Here is a 16,906-nt window from a genome sequence, read left to right on the forward strand (position 1 = left end):
TGAACTTTCTTTTTTATTTAACTATCATACCAAAAATTATTTAGCCTTCTTATTTCCATGGGGACAAACAGCAACACAAATTCCGCAGACATGTCCATGGAATTGAGAATAGTTGTCTATTTTCCATAAGTCGCACTTTTTAACATCAATTAATTTTTCCCTTGATAACTCTTCACTCCAAACATTCCCTACAATTGCCCCTGCTGGGCATACATCAACACATTTTTTACATTTACCACAATAGTTTTTCGCAGGAAAACTATCTGTCTGAAATGGTATGTCAGTGAGCACGGTTGAAATTCTAACTCGGGGCCCATATTGCCTCGTTATTAAAAGGGAACTCTTCCCTATCCATCCTAATCCGCCTCTTACAGCAGCTGCTTTATGAGGAAAGTCACCTTTAATATTAACAAAATCAGTTCTTTTTGAAGAGGCTATGGCATAAGCGAGATGTCCTTTCTTCACTATTGCATTTTTTAGTTGCTCAGTTATCAAGTCAAGCCTATCGTTTACGCTAAGATATTCATTATAATAAGCTTGGTTAGGTCCAGATACTATATCATCAACAATAGTTGGTGATATAGGTAGTCCAATTGTTATTGCATATGGACTATTTTTATATTTACAGGCTGCAATATCACCTACATAGGCAAATCCATATAATATCTTATCAAATTTTTCTAATAGGTTTATTATATCTTTTTGTATTTCCAAATCTGTTGTTTGCAAATTATCCCCTCCCAGCTTTCTTACCCATATTATACTGGAGAGTGACTTTTCTATGAAATTGAAAAGGACTATGAATGATATAAACATCTCCTATATAGTGCCTTTATTTTTCTTGCAGTATTTCGAGTATGCTTTGTGCCGTAACTGATAGATACTTATCCTTACGAGTAATAGCAAACAGTGGAATTTCTAAATTACTCAATTCATTAAATATATAAAGTTTGGCATTTTCTTTAGCAAGGTTCTCTACAACGCTTCGAGGAAGCAATGCAATACCTAACCCTCCAGTCATAGCATTTTTTACAGCATCAAAGTCACTATATTCAAAAGTAGAATTTAGTCCACGTTTTTGCAATAATGTATCGCACAACATTCGGAAAGTACACCCCTGCCGAAAATTAATGATTGGATAATCATCGATTCGTGGGCAAACCTTGTCCTTAATAATATTTTGATGTCCGACCCAAACAAGTTCTTCCGTATTAATAATAACTGTATCTAGGTATTTCCCAGAAAGAAAGTCATGTACAATACCAATATCATATTTATTACTGTTAACTCCATCAAGCACACAGCTTGAATTCAAGCAGATTTCTACGTTAATTTTCCCTGCAGATCCCTTTGCTTGCAATTGTAATAGTGCGGATGAAAGAAAATTATTAATATAGCTACTTGATATACCAATTCTTGTATATTGTTTTTCCGAAAAATAATTAATCCCGGTAACCGCTTCACCATATATTTTGAGAATTTCTTCAAAAGGGTCAATTAAATACTTACCAGCATCAGTTATATAAAGCTTTTTTCCAATACGTTCAAATAATTGTACCCCAAACTGTTCTTCTAAAGTACGAATTTGAGCTGAAACAGTCGGTTGTGTAAAATTAAGTAGTTCTGCAGCTTGTGTAATGTTCTCCAGTTTTGCCACCACACAAAATGTTTTCAATAAGCGAATATCCACCCTACACCTCGAGTAATAATTTCCGAATTTCGTTGTGCTTAATTTCTTCTCATTTTCTTAAAAATACTTCTAGAAATAGTCTATCCAAGATCGCGAATAGGAAATCTTTCATAGCTAATTAAACATAGCTAAGTAATTTCGACACGAATGAGGTGCATTCCCCCCGTATAAATAATTATCTGAGCCGAAATCTTATTCTTACAAACCAAGGTTATTGATCCAATAGGAACCCCATATACGTTTTTAGTTATAACAAGGAATTCTGTGTTGTTCCAAAAAGGATTTTTTGCATTTTTAGCAGAATAAACAATTATGTGTAATAATTTGTAAATTTGGATATTAGGAGTAACAATGGACTATATTGTAATTGGTTCAGCAATTGGAACAATTTCTATAATTCTAATCTACGTATATCTATATGTACTATATCGCGAACGCTATATGGGCATATGGGCTGCCGGTTGGCTCATCCTACTCTCACGTTATATGATTTTTGATTCAGGGCTGTTTCCTTGGAAACAGTCTATCTTAGGTTTGACTATCTATCAATTGCTGATTATAACTAGTGTTATGTTTTTTACATGGGCTACTCATAGCTTTATAAAAAAGCCTCTTAATAAACTTTGGATACATGGAACACTCATCATCTCTGTCTTAAGTTTTTCACTGAACTTCCTAAGTTCAGCGTTAATTTTTAAATTATTACTTCCTATCTATTTCGGCTGCTTTGTATGTATATGGATTGGTATAACTTTTATACGCAATGTACAGATGCGAGGGATCGGCCACTTAATCACTGGTTACTCATATATCTTATGGAGTCTTCTCAATCTAGCTGCCCCTATTGTACTTACTGGCTCTTGGCTTCTTCCTGTGGCTCACTTTATGGGCGGGGTATTACGCCTATTCATAGCGATTGGTACTTTAATGGTATACTTTGAGAGTACTAGAATGGATTTAGTAAAGAAGGAAACCCAATATCGTTTACTCGCCGAAAACGCTGCTGACATAATATATTCCTATCAATTTTCACCTAAACCCAAAATCGATTATATCAGTCCATCTGTTCTACAGCTCACGGGTTATTCCCCTGAAGAATATTACGCTGATAATAAATTAATTTTCAATTTGATACACTCTGATGATTATAGTTTTTTTACAGAATTCATCCATAATTTCCCTAACTCTATTGAATTGCCACTGACATTGCGTCTAGATCGAAAAGATAATACGATCTTATGGATCGAACAGAAATGTACCCCTATTTATGATAAAAATGGTGATCTTATCACATTGCAAGGTATTATTCGCGATGTTACAACAAGGAAAAACTTAGAAAAGATGACCTCAATGCTAGACCGCATGAATATGGTGGGTAGTATGGCAGCAACAGTTGCTCATGAAATTAGAAATCCCTTAACTACAGTACGCGGTTACTTACAAGTTATGGGAAGAAAAGAAAAATACCAAACTGATAAAGAGAAATTCAAACTAATGATTGAGGAAATGGATCGAGCTAACTCTATTATCCGCGAATATCTTTCCTTATCTCGTGAAAAGCTAGCCAATTTGGAAAAGTGCTCGTTAAATCTTATTATTGAAGCATTATTCCCATTAATCCAGGCAGATGCTAATTCTTCAAAAGTATATGTATCTCTTGACCTTACTGCGATTTCTGAATTATTACTTGATGAAAATGAAATTCGTCAATTACTATTAAATCTAATACGCAATAGTATTGAAGCAATGCCAGAAGGAGGAAACCTAATTATTCACACCTCTCAAGAGGGTGACAAAACTATCTTGTCGATCAGTGACCAGGGCTCAGGAATCCCCTCCCATATACTTGATAACTTAGGTACACCCTTTATGACTACAAAAGATACAGGAACTGGTTTAGGTCTTCCCATCTGTTATCAAATAGCCCACAGGCACAACGCCAGCATTAAAATTAATACCAGCCACGAAGGAACTACATTTTTTATTAATTTTAGGTCTCCAATATTATAAAACTTGAAAATAACTATGCCCTTTTTCAGTGATGCATAAACAATGCTCCTGAAAAGGGGCTTTTTTTCATCTGCATTACTAGATAATTCTACCTTTTTCACCATAGTTTTACATCTTTCGTAGGAATTCTATTAATTTTTTCGTATTATCTCTGCAAGGAGGTGATAGTTATGAAGGCATAATTTTTTTCGCAATTTATTATTCCAAACTTATAATATGAGGAGAGATAATTATGACAACTAACTATCAAAAATCATTACTCAACACAACAAATGAAATAACCGAAGAATCAATCATCCTAGGTATAGCCATCACCTCAGCCGAAAAGAGGGAAATATACCATTTTCGTTATCAAGTTTATGTAGAAGAGATGTCCAAGCATCTCGATAAGGTAGATACTGTGAATAAATTATTATATGATGAATTTGATGAATGGGGCATTCTATTATTTGTAAAATTAGGTTCAGAGCTGATAGCTACTGCACGGATCAATATTGGCACTGTTGACGACTTTCCACGAGAAGAAGCAGCCTTTTTATCTCTAGACGCATTTCAAGATTGTCATACAGAACGTGGAAATCATCAATTCGCCTTTGTTACAAAAATAATGGTAGCTCCCGCGCACCGAAGCTCACAAGCGTTTTACCTACTGATAGCAAAATGTTATGAGCTTTGTTGCGGCAACCAGGTACAATTTATGTTTGGTATCTGCAATTTCCATTTAATACGCCTCTATGAGAAAATGGGCACTCACCGGTATGGCAAAAACTTTTTCCTTACAGGTTATGGCTTACAGACTCCTCTTGTCTTGCTCATTAATGATGTTCAACATCTACGTATGGTACGTTCTCCCCTTTTCCGCATAGCGCGTAAAAGAGAAGCAGTAAATACGGAGGCGGTAGAATGGTTCCATAATAAATTCAGCAAGCACTCCCCCATCATCAATAGTCAAAACGTTACCGAAGAAAAGTTATGGGCTGTTTTAAGTGAACGTTTGTCTTCTCTGCCAACGAAATCCATAACTATATTGAGTAATTTATCAATAACAGAGGCAAAAAAATTCCTACACTGCTGCGCCAGTTATGTACTATGTGATCCAGGCAATCTAATTACTACCCAAGGTGATGTCAGCTACACCTATAATATATTACTTTCTGGCAAGCTAAAGTCATTAACCTTCCTTCATCCAATTAAAGAATATTCTTTGCCTGGACAAAACTTCGGTGCAAACGGATTAACCGAGCACAATAAGCACACAGAAGACATCGTCGCCACTGACTCAGCAGAAATATTGATACTCTCAGGTACTTCATTTCAAAAGTTTTCCCATTCTAACCCTGAGATTGCCCACAAGGTCGTACAAAACATTATAAAACTACGTAGTAGTAAATAAAATCAATATTTTCATGAATTTAAGTACTTTAACTGTCCATAAATTATCGTAAGCAAAAGAATTAAGCAAAACAACTCCTTAGGCAACTAAGCCTAAGGAGCTGTTTTATTTCTATTCTCACATACATTTCTTTTTCTCTTTTTGTCTAGCTGGTAACACCCGCATGTTATTTTATGTATGGCAGCCTTAAAAGGTTACATAGTATCTATATTTACTTGCCCAAGTGCTTAACGTTTACCATGTTCAAAGGGCTCACCTGAAGCCCGTGGAGGCTGAGAAGATTTAGAAAAGAGTACCAGGACCAGCAGTGTAATAACATACGGGAAAATTTTTAAAGCAACTCCTGGGATCTGAGCAAGCACCGGGCTCACTTGGGCGACATTAGCTATTGTGCTGGCAAAACCAAAAAAGAGTGTAGCACCAAGAATCCCTAAAGGCTTCCATTGTCCAAAAATTAGTGCCGCCAAAGCTAAAAATCCTAAACCGAAGACTGTTCCATTAAACTCACCAGAGTAAGTCGTCAGGATGATTGCACCACCAAGCCCAGATAAAGCACCGGAAATGGCAACTGCTATATAGCGCATCTGATATACGTTAATACCAGCTGCATCGGCAGCATGGGGATGCTCGCCGCAAGCACGCAAACGTAAACCAAATACTGTCTTATAGAGTACATAATAGGAAATAGCCAGGATGCCAAGCACCAGCCATGTTGTGGCATAGGTATTGGTAAATAAAATTTTCCCAATAATGGGTAGTTCACTAAGCCCTGGTACATTGAAACGGGTAAAGCTTGCAACCTGTATATTGCCGCTACCAGTCAGATTACGAGCAATAAATACAGTCAATGAGCCAGCAATCATATTAATCGCCGTGCCACTAATAACCTGATTGGCATTCAGACTAACGCTGGCAAACGCATGGAGCAGGGAAAAAATTGCACCAGCCGCTGCGGCAACCAGAAGCCCTAACCAAAGCGCATCACTGTGCATGGTGGCTTGTAGTGAAAAAATAGTCAGTGCACCTGCAAAGGAACCAACAACCATCAAACCTTCCAAACCGATATTTACAATACCACTACGCTCGGAATATAAGCCTCCTAAGGCAGTAATCAGCAGAGGAATCATATAGGCTACAGCGTAAGGTGATATCTGCTCAAAGATGATCCACATACCTAATTACCTCCTTTGTTTCTATTTTTACTTTTTATTTTATCAAGAACCTTACAAATCAGTATATTAGTTGCGGCAAAGTAAATGATCGTTGCGATAATTGTATCGGCGATTTCAGGCGGAATACTGGTCATTGCATTCATAAATCCCTTACCGGAATACAATGTTCCAAAAAACAAGGCTGCTGCCAATACTCCCCAAGGTGAATTAGCACCGAGCAAAGAAACTGCAATGCCATCAATTCCTTGGGAAGGCAGCACGCCAATCTGAATATTCGTTGCGTAACCGGAGTAGAGGGTCATGCCGCCTAATCCTGCCAATGCTCCAGCAATCATCATGGAAAGTACAATGCTACGGCTAGCATTGATACCCGCGTATTCCGCCGCATAACGATTAAACCCCACTGCCTTGAGCTCAAAACCAAGTGTTGTGCGCTGCAAGATGAATGCACTTACTAGTACCGCCACCACCGCTAAGAATAATCCGATATTAATATATGAGCCATTAAATAATTGAGACAACCCTTCACTACGTAAAGATGCCTCAATTGGAATATTCCGTGACTCAGTTTCAAAGGCTCCTTTGAAATACGAGGGTACAAAATAATAGACAATCCAATACGCTATCCAATTAAACATAATCGTCGATACCACTTCATGGACATTAAACCTTGCTTTAAACCAGCCTGGCAGTGCTGCCCATAAGGCACCAGACACCATGGCAGTTATAGCCATAACTGTTAAAAGCACGGGCTTAGGAAGTTCCAGTGTTAAACCAACAGCCGTAGCACAAAAACCGCCAAATAACATCTGCCCTGCGGCACCAATATTAAAAAGACCTGTTTTAAAAGCAAAGGCAACTGATAAACCAGTGAAAATTAGCGGTGTTGCGGTAGCCAGCGTATTGCCAATTCGCTCTAAGCTCATTAGACCGCCCCGGAACAAAAATTCATAGCCAAGCAAAGGATCATGACCAGTCACTAACATAAACAAAGCACCAGCTAATAAACCTAAAAGGATGGTTAAAAGCAGGATCAGTGCATCTTTATTAATTTTAATATTAAAATTTGTCATCCTCCTGCTCCTCCCTTCGAATTCCTGCCATCATCAACCCTATTTTACACTCATTTGTCTCAGCAGCACTGACAAAACCAATTTGTTCACCATTGCTGACAACCACGATGCGATCCGAAAGATTCAATATTTCATCGAGTTCCAGTGACACCAAGAGAACTGCATAACCTGCATCCCTTTGGGCGACCAAGCGTTTATGAATATACTCAATCGACCCTACATCCAACCCCCTGGTAGGCTGTACTGCAATGAGCACCTTCGGATTCAAACTTATTTCACGGCCGATGATCGCCTTCTGTTGATTACCGCCTGATAGAGATCGAGCACTAGTTATTGCTCCCTGTGCCGAACGTACATCAAAATGCTCCATAATCTCCTCTGCATACTGCCGAATCGCCTTACGGTTGAGGAGGCTATTTTTTGAGAAGGGTTCTCGTCCATAAATTTCTAACACCATGTTATCTTCCAGGCTATAATCTAAAACCAGACCATGCTTCTGCCGATCCTCGGGCACATGAGCAAGGCCCGCATCAATACGCTGTTTGATTGTCATTTTGGTTATCTCATTACCATTTAGCCAAATTGATCCGGATTCAGCTTTTCTAAGACCTGTAATTGCTTCTACCAACTCCGTTTGTCCATTGCCATCAACCCCTGCCACACCTACAATCTCGCCAGCGTGCACCCCAAGGGTAAAATTTTTCAAAGTTGCTGCTTTAGCATTATTCATGACCGTAAGATTCTCTATCTGTAATAATACAGCTCCAGGTTCTCGCTTTTCCTTTGCCACAGTAAAGGATATTTGGCGGCCTACCATCATTTCAGCCATCTCTTTTTCACTAGTAGAAGCTACGTCAACGGTTCCAACATATCGGCCACGCCTTATTACTGTGCAGCGATCAGCCACTGCCTTAATTTCTTTCAGCTTATGTGTTATGAGAATAATTGATTTCCCTTCCGCTACTAAATTTCTCATAATTTTCATCAAATCAAGTATTTCCTGAGGTGTAAGTACTGCCGTTGGCTCATCAAAAATAAGTACCTCAGCATTGCGATATAACATCTTCAAAATTTCAACGCGTTGTTGCATACCTACCGAAACATCCTCAATTTTAGCATCGGGATCCACATTTAATCCATAACGAATCGACAAGTCTTTTATACGCTTAGCAGCTGAAATGGTATTCAGTACGCCAAATTTGTTAGGTTCTTGCCCCAAAATAATATTTTCGGTAATTGTAAAATTATGAACTAGCTTAAAATGCTGATGTACCATCCCAATACCAAGTTCATAAGCCACATTAGGATTATTGATATGTACTTCCTGCCCGCGTACGAAAATATTACCGCGATCAGGCTGATATAGTCCAAATAAAATACTCATCAGTGTAGATTTCCCAGCACCGTTTTCCCCCAATAGAGCATGTATTTCACCCTGTTTAACAGCTAACGTAACTTCATCATTGGCGATAATTCCTTCAAATTCTTTGCGTATGCCTCGCATTTCTACGACATACTCCATCTCTTTGCCTCCCCTATTAAGAGCCTTACAAAAACAGGTCCGGACAGAAGAACCGCCCATAAACAAGCTGAGCTCTCTCACTTCCGGACCTCTTCTAAGGACCTCTCACATTCTAATTAACGGAATAGACCATCGCCTTTTGCTGCTACCGTAATTTTACCCGTTTTCAGATTTTCAAAAACTTCCTTTACCTTACTCACAACATCTTCTCTCAAATTCGGATTTGTGGCAGGAATACCTACGCCATCATTTTTTGCATTAAAAGTAAGGGTTTGACCACCAGGGAATGTACCATCTTTTACGCCTTTGATCATATCATAGGCAGCTTGGTTGATGCATTTCACAGCGGAAGTCAAAATGACAGATTTGGTTTTCCCCTCATCGTAGAAGCCCTGTGAATATTGATCTACGTCAACCCCAACCACCCAGACTGGATGATTTGCTTTGGTACGAGCTACAGCTTCATTAATGACACCTACACCTACGCCGCCTGCAGCAGCGAAAACAACATTTACGCCCTTGTCATACATTTGCGCAGCCAGCTGTTGTCCAGCTGCCACGTCATTGAAAGTCCCCTGATAGATAACATTTTCGGCTTTAAGACCAATTTTCGTCCCTAGGTTGGCATTCGCATACGTAACACCTTGCTGGAATCCCCAGTTAAAGCGCTGTACCGCTGGAATTTCCATACCGCCAATAAACCCAAACTCACCGTTTTTAATTTGTAGTGCTGCCGCAACTCCCGCCATAAAACCGGCCTCATGCTCAGCAAAATTGATGGAAACAGTGTTGTTGCCTACCTTTGCTTTAGAATAGTCGCTGCCTGGGTGAGGAACGCCATCGAGCAATACGAATTTCGTATCTGCATATTTTTCTTGGGCTGTAAAAATTGAATTCTCAAATTTAAAGCCAGGTGTTATGATAAGTTTGTAGCCTGCGTCATGTAAATTAGCAATTTCTTTATCATAGTCTGCCTCTGTTGTACCGTTGGGACGAAGATACTTAGGTTTAAAAGAAAAATCAGTACCAGCTTTCATAATTCCTTCCCATGTCCCTTGATTAAAGGATTTGTCATCAATCGTGCCAGCATCAGTAACCATGCCAACCATTAAGTTACCAGCAGCAGGGACTTTCGTCTCTTGCTTGCTAGAACACCCTAGAAAAAAGACGGACATAACGATCAAAAGTAATAATAAGGGTAAACTTTTCTTATTCATTTCTTTGTCCTCCTAATTATTCAAAATTTCAGAATTTACTTAAATTTTATTATGAAGCATGCTGTAAAAAAAGGACACATGTCTACTTTATGAAAAGATTTATCCGATGACTAAACCGCTCTAAGACTCCCATCTTCATCTCGTTAACAGCCTGTAATATCCTGCCCTCTGGTTAGGATAACAGTCTGTAAAACTCGAAGTAAGTTCGCTCTAAGGATTTTCGAATCCAAGGCTCACTTATATAAGTGGGAGTTAAGAGTGGCTAAGTCCCTGGATAAGAAGGGCTAAGATTTAGCTGGAGTTAAAACTCCATCTAAATCAAGTCTTCTTTATCTTAGCGCCCTTCCTTCATTTTCTGATCTTGGATAATCAACAAACGTACAGCCTCTACTGCGACGGCGATCGCCGCCGTTGTATCGTGAACAGTTTGATTAGATAATCCCGCTTTCTCACGCTCCTGATTCCAAACTACCGATAATACGCAGCCTGCCCGCGCTCGTAGCACACTGGCTACTGTATACAGCGCCGCTGACTCCATTTCAGAAGCTAGACAGCCCGATTTAATCCAAGCATTCCACTTGTAGAGTAACTCTTCACCGATCGGCATTCGACTAGGACTGTGCTGTCCATAAAATGAGTCTTTGCACTGGACTACGCCTGTATGAAAGCGATTTCCTAACTGCTTTGCTGCATTCACTAGCGTACAGGCAGTATCGAAATCAGCAACCGCTGGGTACTCAATTGGTGCATATTCTTTTGAAGTCCCCTCCATGCGAACCGCTGCAGTTGCAATTACGATATCCCCGCTCATAACGTCTTGCTGCATACCGCCACATGTACCAATTCGGATAAAAGTCCTAACTCCTGCCATATATAATTCCTCTACGGCAATAGCAGTGGAAGGACCACCGATTCCAGTCGAAGTCACCAGCACGCGCTCCCCCTGCAAAGTCCCAGCATAGGTTTTATATTCTCGGTTGGATTTTACAAATACGGGATTCTCCAGTAACTGGGCAATTTTTTCTACACGGCCCGGATCACCGGGAAGTATGGCATATTGAGCCCCTTGTTCTGGAGTTAAACCAATATGATATAGTTCACTCATATATAAAGCCTCCTTAATTATTTCAGCAACTACCAATTAAACTGTTTGGTCCTATGCAAAGGATACCTCTTTTGCATACACCTCCAATACATTTATTTCCAACTAAGTTATATTTTATTAAGATTTTATTATTAATTGAACTGAAAAGATAGGACACCTGTCTATTTTTGTTGAAAAGAAATAAGTATCTTGCTTATCCTAAAGGAGGTATACAAATGCTTGGAATATACGATGTTACTTCATTCAATGAATTAACCCTCTCCGCCCCAGTCAGACAGATGCTACAGCATATGCCTGAGGCAATACGCAATGCCGCGTCTCGGGTGACACTACGAAAAGATTCTATTCTTGTGAAAGCGAATGATCCTAGTGACTATGTCTATCTAGTACTGAGCGGACGTATGGAAGCTCTAGCTGAATATTCTTCTGGCATCAACTATTCCTTTACAGAGTTTACTGCCTTCGATATTATCGGTGAGATGGAGGCCATCACGGGTGATTCTCACTACGCCGTTACGATAAAAGCCCAAACTACTTGCAAGACCATTCGTATGTCTAAGGAAACATTTCTAGACTGGATGCGGCAAAGTCCTGATGCCTCATTTACGCTTTGTCAATTGGTTACAAAAAAACTTTTCTCTCAAATTAAAACTGACCGCAACTTTTTATTTTTGGATGCCATTGACCGCTTTGTTTTGCATTTGATTGCTTGTTACCAAAAGCGCAGCGTTGATTCCACACTTTTTTTGAAATCAACCCGTCAGCAAATTGCTGATGAAATCGGTTTTTGTACCAAAACCGTCAATCGATGCGTCAAGCGGCTATCACAAAAAGGGTACCTCACTTTGGAACGCAACAAAATTGTCGTAAATAAAGAACAATATGAAAAACTAACTGCTCTGAATATAAGACAAAGTAACTAAGAAATTTATAAATTTTCTTTGAAAGATCCATATTTCTATTATAGTTTTATATAAATAATAAACTCCTGCGAAGTTACTTTGCAGGAGTTGTTGATATATTAAATTTTATAATGGTTGCAGTTGTTCGGTATTGGAATTGTCCCGGCGAGTTACCTTCGCATAAGAGTTTAATAATCACATGTAACGATTGGCTGCTCTTTCATATCTTGAAGATCTTCTCTAATTAGGTCAAGAATTTCTAAAAAGTATTCCGCTTCCCTGAGAACATGATCTGCTAGTAACGGTGGAATCAAGGAGACTACTTTACAACATGAAATTAAATCACGCGCTGCCTTTTTAAAATCACGAATTTGTACCGTTGCGTTCGTTGCATCCATCTCAAACCGAACAAGATCATTATTAGGGCGGAAGTGCCATAACATACTATCAAGGTCACGCGCTTGCAGCTGTAGCTGCTCAAACTTGACCGCAAAATCATTCGCTTGCTCAACAAAACCTCGCTCAGACGGATCGAGTAGCCCAGCAATAAATCTAGCATGATCCGCCATATGTCTGAGCCAAAAAACATTATCACTCACGATTGAGTCAACAGGGCATTTCATATCTCCATCCTTAATCTTTTCAAGAAGCTTTAGAAAATACATAGCCTCACGGGAAATATGATCGATTAAGAGGGGATAATTAGATCCGCCAATTTCACATTCGATAATTAAATGTAAAACATGACGTTTAAAAGCGAAAATATTCTTAACTGCAACCGTAATCCGACAGACGAAATCCATGAATTCTTCGTCACACTTTATCATACATGACTTTTTTTCCAGGTCTTCGAAAACATTATAAAACTCTTCAGCTTGGCGGATAAGCTCAACGTTGGAACATGCAAATCCAAGCTTCATGAATAATGCATGCTCTTTCATAATTCTAAGCCAAAACTGAACCCGTCTTAAATTTAGACACTCATAGGGTTTTACGTCCCGACAAAATATGTCCATACTATATGCTCCTTTTATTACATATTTATTGTACAATATGCAATAAAGGGCTATATTGAACCAAAATTATGACTTCTAGTATTTGCTTTAATAAACCTTCGACACCCATTTTTTATTACATCTAGTTCATTAGGCAAAACTAGTATCCCACATTTTCTCCAATAACTACTACAGTTATATCTGTCACCATTGGTTTTTTTCTTAATACGGAATATGCCCTGCATATTCTGCTTTTAGATTGACAATTCATACAGGTACCTGTTTTCGTGCATGGATTTGGAATGCCCAATCTTTTATTATTCATCGGTGCTGCGATGCCTTCTAATCTTTCAAAGGCAGCTTTTTCATCTTTGCATATTTTATTAATGCCAGCTACTACGATTACCTTTTTAGGGCCAAAAGTCATTGCTGCTACCCTATTTCCCATGCCATCTATATTAACAAGCATGCCATCTAACGTAATTGCATTGCTACTACATAAATATAAGTCACTTAACATTTCTTTTCTTGCAATCGATATTTTTTCTTCCAAGGTAAGGCCCGGCGCTCCATGATCCAAAACCGTACCACCAGCAGCCTCGACCTTATCTTGAATCCCCATATTATTTATTGTCATAGACCCACCAAAACCCACTTTAGTTTCAGGTTTTACGTGCTCCATAATAAAAGCAGCTGCCTCCTCAGCAGTTGGAAAGTATACTGCGTTGAAATCATTTTTTTTGAAAGCCTCTACTACCTTCTCACCAAGTGTTTCCTTATGCCAATTGTGTATTTCCATATTCATATTTACTCCTCCTTAGATTTTTTAATCTGCAATTATTATACACTTGCCAAGAAAGACATGGAAGTACGTACAATTTCTATACATAATACCCTAAACGTGTCTTAGTATACTTTATAATACCTATGTGAAATTTTGCGGCTTGGCATTTTCCTATGAACTAGCACGCAATAGAAAAACAATAAAACTACTTACGTTTCAACATTGTAAGTAGTTTTTCATCTTATTTTAGTTGCATTATGTTGCACTCACAGGAGCCGCCCTGTGCTTCCCCCTCACCTATAGTCCAATTCTAGCCCTACACCAACATCTTCAATATTCATCGCCTGGGCTAAACATATTTTTGAACGTAAATCGGTGCAATGGCAGGCATGGATAGTAGCAGTTTGACATTTTTTAAGATATTCAACGGTATTCTCTAATTTATGTTGGGAGGGATTCAGCAGGTGAAATCCGCCAATAACATCATATACTCTTTCCTCATTACACACCTTTTTAGCATATTCAATAATATTACAAACTCCAGCATGGGAGCATCCCGTTATGATTACCAAACCCTTTTCCGATGTATACACCAGAGCAGAATCATCAAGCACATAATCATCTTCCAATGTATTATTCCTTAGGGTTTTGCCAATGGGAACTTTAGCTTCAAAAGAATTATTTCTTTCGATTTCCCCTAAAAACATAAGTTTATTGGTGAGCCACACAGGCTCTTTACTTAGTTTTAATGAAAATGATTTTTTAAGTTGGTTTACAGACATCATTGACCCTATATCAAGCCCATCAATATTTTTATCTAAAAAAGCATCTGGATGAGCGATTATCATAGTTTTTTTGCACTCATGCCCTTCACATGCAGCCTCCGTGTATAGTTTAACTAACTCACCAAGTCCCCAAGTATGGTCATTGTGACCGTGTGAAATAACTACAGCATCCAACCCTAATAAGTTAATACCCATTTTAATGGCATTCCTCAAAAATATGTCGGAATATCCAGTATCAAACAAGTATTTTCTGCCATCGCACTCGATGAAATAAGATACTCCTGGTTCACCATGAAAATATCTATCAATTATAGTATTATTATCGACTAAAACTGTTAGTTTCATCTTTCCTCCTATTGTTATCCCTTACTGCCAGCAATTATAATTATATATTTCAATATATACTATTTTACCTGATTATTCCATATTTATCTCTATTATATAGAGTACTAGTTATGCCGATAAACGACCTTTTGCATATTAATATTGTCTAAGCACCTTCTTAGAAATTCTATTTGACTGCCCTGACAAGTTTGAATTTTTGCGCAGCTGGTTGAAAATCATTAGTATTAAAATATTTTTTTGCTAATTTAACCGAATCTAATTCTTCCATTACTTCAAAACTATATTTTTCTAAAAAATCCCTTATCTCTCCCGCAAGTACAAACCCAGGCTTTTCACCTGCTTTGACAAGAGTTTGGTAATGTTTTTTCGTATTGGCGGAATTACTCTCTTGATTAAGCGTTGAAGTAAAGGCATAATCAAAAATTAGTTGGCTTCCTTTTGCAGCATAGCTGCTTATGAAATTAAACATACTAACAATCGTATCTTGAGGAAGATAGTATGTCAGCCCTTCTAATAAAAAAAGACATTTGCGATTTTTTTCAAATCCCGCTTCCTCTAATTTTTCCAATAACATTTCCTGGGTAAGATCTAGTGAAACAAACTTCAGATTTGTTGGAAATTCCATGTTTCTTTCCGCAAATGTAGTTCTTTTTGCCTGCTGGGTGGGCGACGCATCAATTTCAAATACTTTACTATTTTTCAATTCTTTTTCAAATCGTATAGCCCGCGAATCAAATCCGGCTCCAAATATTAATACTTGTTCTACGCCGCTTAACTCATTTTTAAATATCGCATCAATAAAGTGGGTCCTTGAAATGACATACTCATAAATACCAGGAACTTTAAAAAATACTTTCTTTAAAATAGCTCGTGAAAAATTGCATTTGGCCGTTGTCGTAAGAAATGATGGTAGAATGGCTGAAGCGATGAAATCTTCACTTTTGTAACATGGATCTTTTTCATAGTAAGAAATAGCCCGCATCAGGCAAGTTCCCTGTGCAGTTATGGATACTTTTGTTTTAATTGGTTTACTCATGATTTTCTCCTTTGCATTTCAGTAGATATTCGATTTAACGACCGTTCGTTAGCTAAATATTACTTGATACAAAATTAAAAGTCAAGTCCACTGAGTTTTTTTACCAACTCCATAATTTCCCCTATGTAGTGCTCCCTAAGCGCAATAAAAGGACTCCGATAATTACCGAAATCCTTTTACAACTTGCCTTACAATTCCCTACTATCTTACTTTTATTCCGTGCCAATAATTATTCCAAACCGTTTCAATTTGCTCAAGCTTTTGCTTTTGCGGCATATCCGTCATATACACACTCATAAGAGCATACAGCCCTTGCCTTAGACTATAGTAAGAGAGCAAGATTTCTTCCACCGGGGCTTTCCGAAATACTCCTTGACGAATACCCTCTCTGATTATTTCTTGATACTTCTCACCAAGTTCCCTCTCATGTTGTAACGCTGTACTGAGCAACCTCTCTTTGATCACTGCTGGAGGAAAAAACATAATACGAATCCAAAAAGTTCTCTCCGCTATATCCTCTTCTCTAGAAACATTCTGATTACCAAGTAAATAATGTTTAAAGAGATAATACAGCCTTTTATCGGGTGCCATACTTGCTGAATCTACCAGCAACTGCGCCATATAGTTATGATAGGACGCCTCAACATCTTGATAAATTTCCCAAAAGAGTGCTTCTTTACTAGCTATAAATGTATATATAGATGATTTCTTAATCCCTACTCCGGTCGCAATTTTCTCCATACTGGTTGCATCATATCCATCATTAGCAAATAGGGTCAGTGCAACTTTTATTATTTTATCTCTAGTTTTACTACTCACAATTTATCCTCCATAACGACCAGCTGTTAGGTAAATTGTATTTCACAGCATGGAGAAA

The 16,906-nt window shown here is 38.3% G+C and carries 15 protein-coding genes; 3 read left to right on the forward strand and 12 right to left on the reverse strand.

Features of this window, described 5'->3' with window-relative positions:
- Positions 1-36: 36 nt before the first annotated feature.
- On the reverse strand, positions 37-729 hold the full coding sequence (locus UFO1_RS18230; RefSeq protein WP_051789004.1) for a 4Fe-4S double cluster binding domain-containing protein: 693 nt from the start codon (positions 727-729) through the stop codon (positions 37-39).
- Between the two features lie 103 nt (positions 730-832).
- Positions 833-1,690, reverse strand: coding sequence for a LysR family transcriptional regulator (locus UFO1_RS18235; protein ID WP_038673197.1), 858 nt, complete (start codon positions 1,688-1,690; stop codon positions 833-835).
- Between the two features lie 351 nt (positions 1,691-2,041).
- On the opposite strand from UFO1_RS18235, the gene UFO1_RS18240 reads away from it, so the two are divergent.
- Positions 2,042-3,700 (forward strand): ATP-binding protein, encoded by a 1,659-nt coding sequence (locus UFO1_RS18240; protein WP_038673198.1) that lies wholly within the window; start codon positions 2,042-2,044, stop codon positions 3,698-3,700.
- Positions 3,701-3,932: 232 nt separating this feature from the next.
- Positions 3,933-5,093, forward strand: coding sequence for a GNAT family N-acyltransferase (locus UFO1_RS18245; protein WP_038673200.1), 1,161 nt, complete (start codon positions 3,933-3,935; stop codon positions 5,091-5,093).
- 227 nt (positions 5,094-5,320) lie between these two features.
- On the opposite strand, the gene UFO1_RS18250 is transcribed toward UFO1_RS18245, so the two are convergent.
- The 5 genes from UFO1_RS18250 to udp all read right to left on the reverse strand — a co-directional run bounded on the left by UFO1_RS18250 (position 5,321) and on the right by udp (position 11,182).
- Positions 5,321-6,265, reverse strand: coding sequence for an ABC transporter permease (locus tag UFO1_RS18250; protein ID WP_038673203.1), 945 nt, complete (start codon positions 6,263-6,265; stop codon positions 5,321-5,323).
- A 2-nt stretch (positions 6,266-6,267) separates the two neighbouring features.
- Positions 6,268-7,338 (reverse strand): ABC transporter permease, encoded by a 1,071-nt coding sequence (locus UFO1_RS18255; RefSeq protein WP_038673205.1) that lies wholly within the window; start codon positions 7,336-7,338, stop codon positions 6,268-6,270.
- Positions 7,325-8,860, reverse strand: a complete 1,536-nt coding sequence (locus UFO1_RS18260) for an ABC transporter ATP-binding protein (protein ID WP_038673207.1) — start codon at positions 8,858-8,860, stop codon at positions 7,325-7,327. The genes UFO1_RS18255 and UFO1_RS18260 overlap by 14 nt, the downstream gene beginning before the upstream one ends.
- A 116-nt stretch (positions 8,861-8,976) precedes the next feature.
- Positions 8,977-10,077, reverse strand: coding sequence for a BMP family protein (locus UFO1_RS18265; RefSeq protein ID WP_038673209.1), 1,101 nt, complete (start codon positions 10,075-10,077; stop codon positions 8,977-8,979).
- A 334-nt stretch (positions 10,078-10,411) separates the two neighbouring features.
- Positions 10,412-11,182, reverse strand: coding sequence for a uridine phosphorylase (gene udp, locus UFO1_RS18270; RefSeq protein ID WP_038673212.1), 771 nt, complete (start codon positions 11,180-11,182; stop codon positions 10,412-10,414).
- A gap of 215 nt (positions 11,183-11,397) precedes the next feature.
- Between udp and UFO1_RS18275 the strand changes: the two genes are divergently transcribed.
- The gene (locus UFO1_RS18275; protein ID WP_038673213.1) at positions 11,398-12,105 is read left to right on the forward strand and encodes a Crp/Fnr family transcriptional regulator; all 708 of its coding nucleotides are present in this window, start codon (positions 11,398-11,400) and stop codon (positions 12,103-12,105) included.
- A 167-nt stretch (positions 12,106-12,272) separates the two neighbouring features.
- On the opposite strand, the gene UFO1_RS18280 is transcribed toward UFO1_RS18275, so the two are convergent.
- From UFO1_RS18280 to UFO1_RS18300, 5 genes are all read right to left on the reverse strand, one after another.
- Positions 12,273-13,100 (reverse strand): DUF2935 domain-containing protein, encoded by an 828-nt coding sequence (locus UFO1_RS18280; protein WP_038673215.1) that lies wholly within the window; start codon positions 13,098-13,100, stop codon positions 12,273-12,275.
- Positions 13,101-13,239: 139 nt separating this feature from the next.
- A complete protein-coding gene (locus UFO1_RS18285; RefSeq protein ID WP_236639244.1) occupies positions 13,240-13,884 on the reverse strand; it encodes a lactate utilization protein in 645 nt (214 codons plus the stop codon).
- A 272-nt stretch (positions 13,885-14,156) separates the two neighbouring features.
- Positions 14,157-14,993: an MBL fold metallo-hydrolase gene (locus UFO1_RS18290; RefSeq protein WP_038673217.1), complete on the reverse strand. Its 837-nt coding sequence runs from the start codon at positions 14,991-14,993 to the stop codon at positions 14,157-14,159.
- Positions 14,994-15,159: 166 nt separating this feature from the next.
- Positions 15,160-16,029: an SAM-dependent methyltransferase gene (locus UFO1_RS18295; protein WP_038673219.1), complete on the reverse strand. Its 870-nt coding sequence runs from the start codon at positions 16,027-16,029 to the stop codon at positions 15,160-15,162.
- A gap of 201 nt (positions 16,030-16,230) precedes the next feature.
- A complete protein-coding gene (locus tag UFO1_RS18300) occupies positions 16,231-16,848 on the reverse strand; it encodes a TetR/AcrR family transcriptional regulator (protein ID WP_038673221.1) in 618 nt (205 codons plus the stop codon).
- Positions 16,849-16,906: the final 58 nt, after the last annotated feature.

Source organism: Pelosinus sp. UFO1, assembly GCF_000725345.1.
Taxonomy (GTDB): Bacteria; Bacillota; Negativicutes; order DSM-13327; family DSM-13327; genus Pelosinus.

What these genes read in the sequence shown, in the direction of transcription:
- UFO1_RS18265 (WP_038673209.1), bottom strand. Translation starts at nt 10,077, where the DNA reads ATGAATAAGAAAAGTTTACCCTTATTATTACTTTTGATCGTTATGTCC.
- udp (WP_038673212.1), bottom strand. Translation starts at nt 11,182, where the DNA reads ATGAGTGAACTATATCATATTGGTTTAACTCCAGAACAAGGGGCTCAA.
- UFO1_RS18245 (WP_038673200.1), top strand. Translation starts at nt 3,933, where the DNA reads ATGACAACTAACTATCAAAAATCATTACTCAACACAACAAATGAAATA.
- UFO1_RS18295 (WP_038673219.1), bottom strand. Translation starts at nt 16,029, where the DNA reads ATGAGTAAACCAATTAAAACAAAAGTATCCATAACTGCACAGGGAACT.
- UFO1_RS18260 (WP_038673207.1), bottom strand. Translation starts at nt 8,860, where the DNA reads ATGGAGTATGTCGTAGAAATGCGAGGCATACGCAAAGAATTTGAAGGA.
- UFO1_RS18250 (WP_038673203.1), bottom strand. Translation starts at nt 6,265, where the DNA reads ATGTGGATCATCTTTGAGCAGATATCACCTTACGCTGTAGCCTATATG.
- UFO1_RS18290 (WP_038673217.1), bottom strand. Translation starts at nt 14,993, where the DNA reads ATGAAACTAACAGTTTTAGTCGATAATAATACTATAATTGATAGATAT.
- UFO1_RS18285 (WP_236639244.1), bottom strand. Translation starts at nt 13,884, where the DNA reads ATGAATATGGAAATACACAATTGGCATAAGGAAACACTTGGTGAGAAG.
- UFO1_RS18280 (WP_038673215.1), bottom strand. Translation starts at nt 13,100, where the DNA reads ATGGACATATTTTGTCGGGACGTAAAACCCTATGAGTGTCTAAATTTA.
- UFO1_RS18275 (WP_038673213.1), top strand. Translation starts at nt 11,398, where the DNA reads ATGCTTGGAATATACGATGTTACTTCATTCAATGAATTAACCCTCTCC.
- UFO1_RS18255 (WP_038673205.1), bottom strand. Translation starts at nt 7,338, where the DNA reads ATGACAAATTTTAATATTAAAATTAATAAAGATGCACTGATCCTGCTT.
- UFO1_RS18240 (WP_038673198.1), top strand. Translation starts at nt 2,042, where the DNA reads ATGGACTATATTGTAATTGGTTCAGCAATTGGAACAATTTCTATAATT.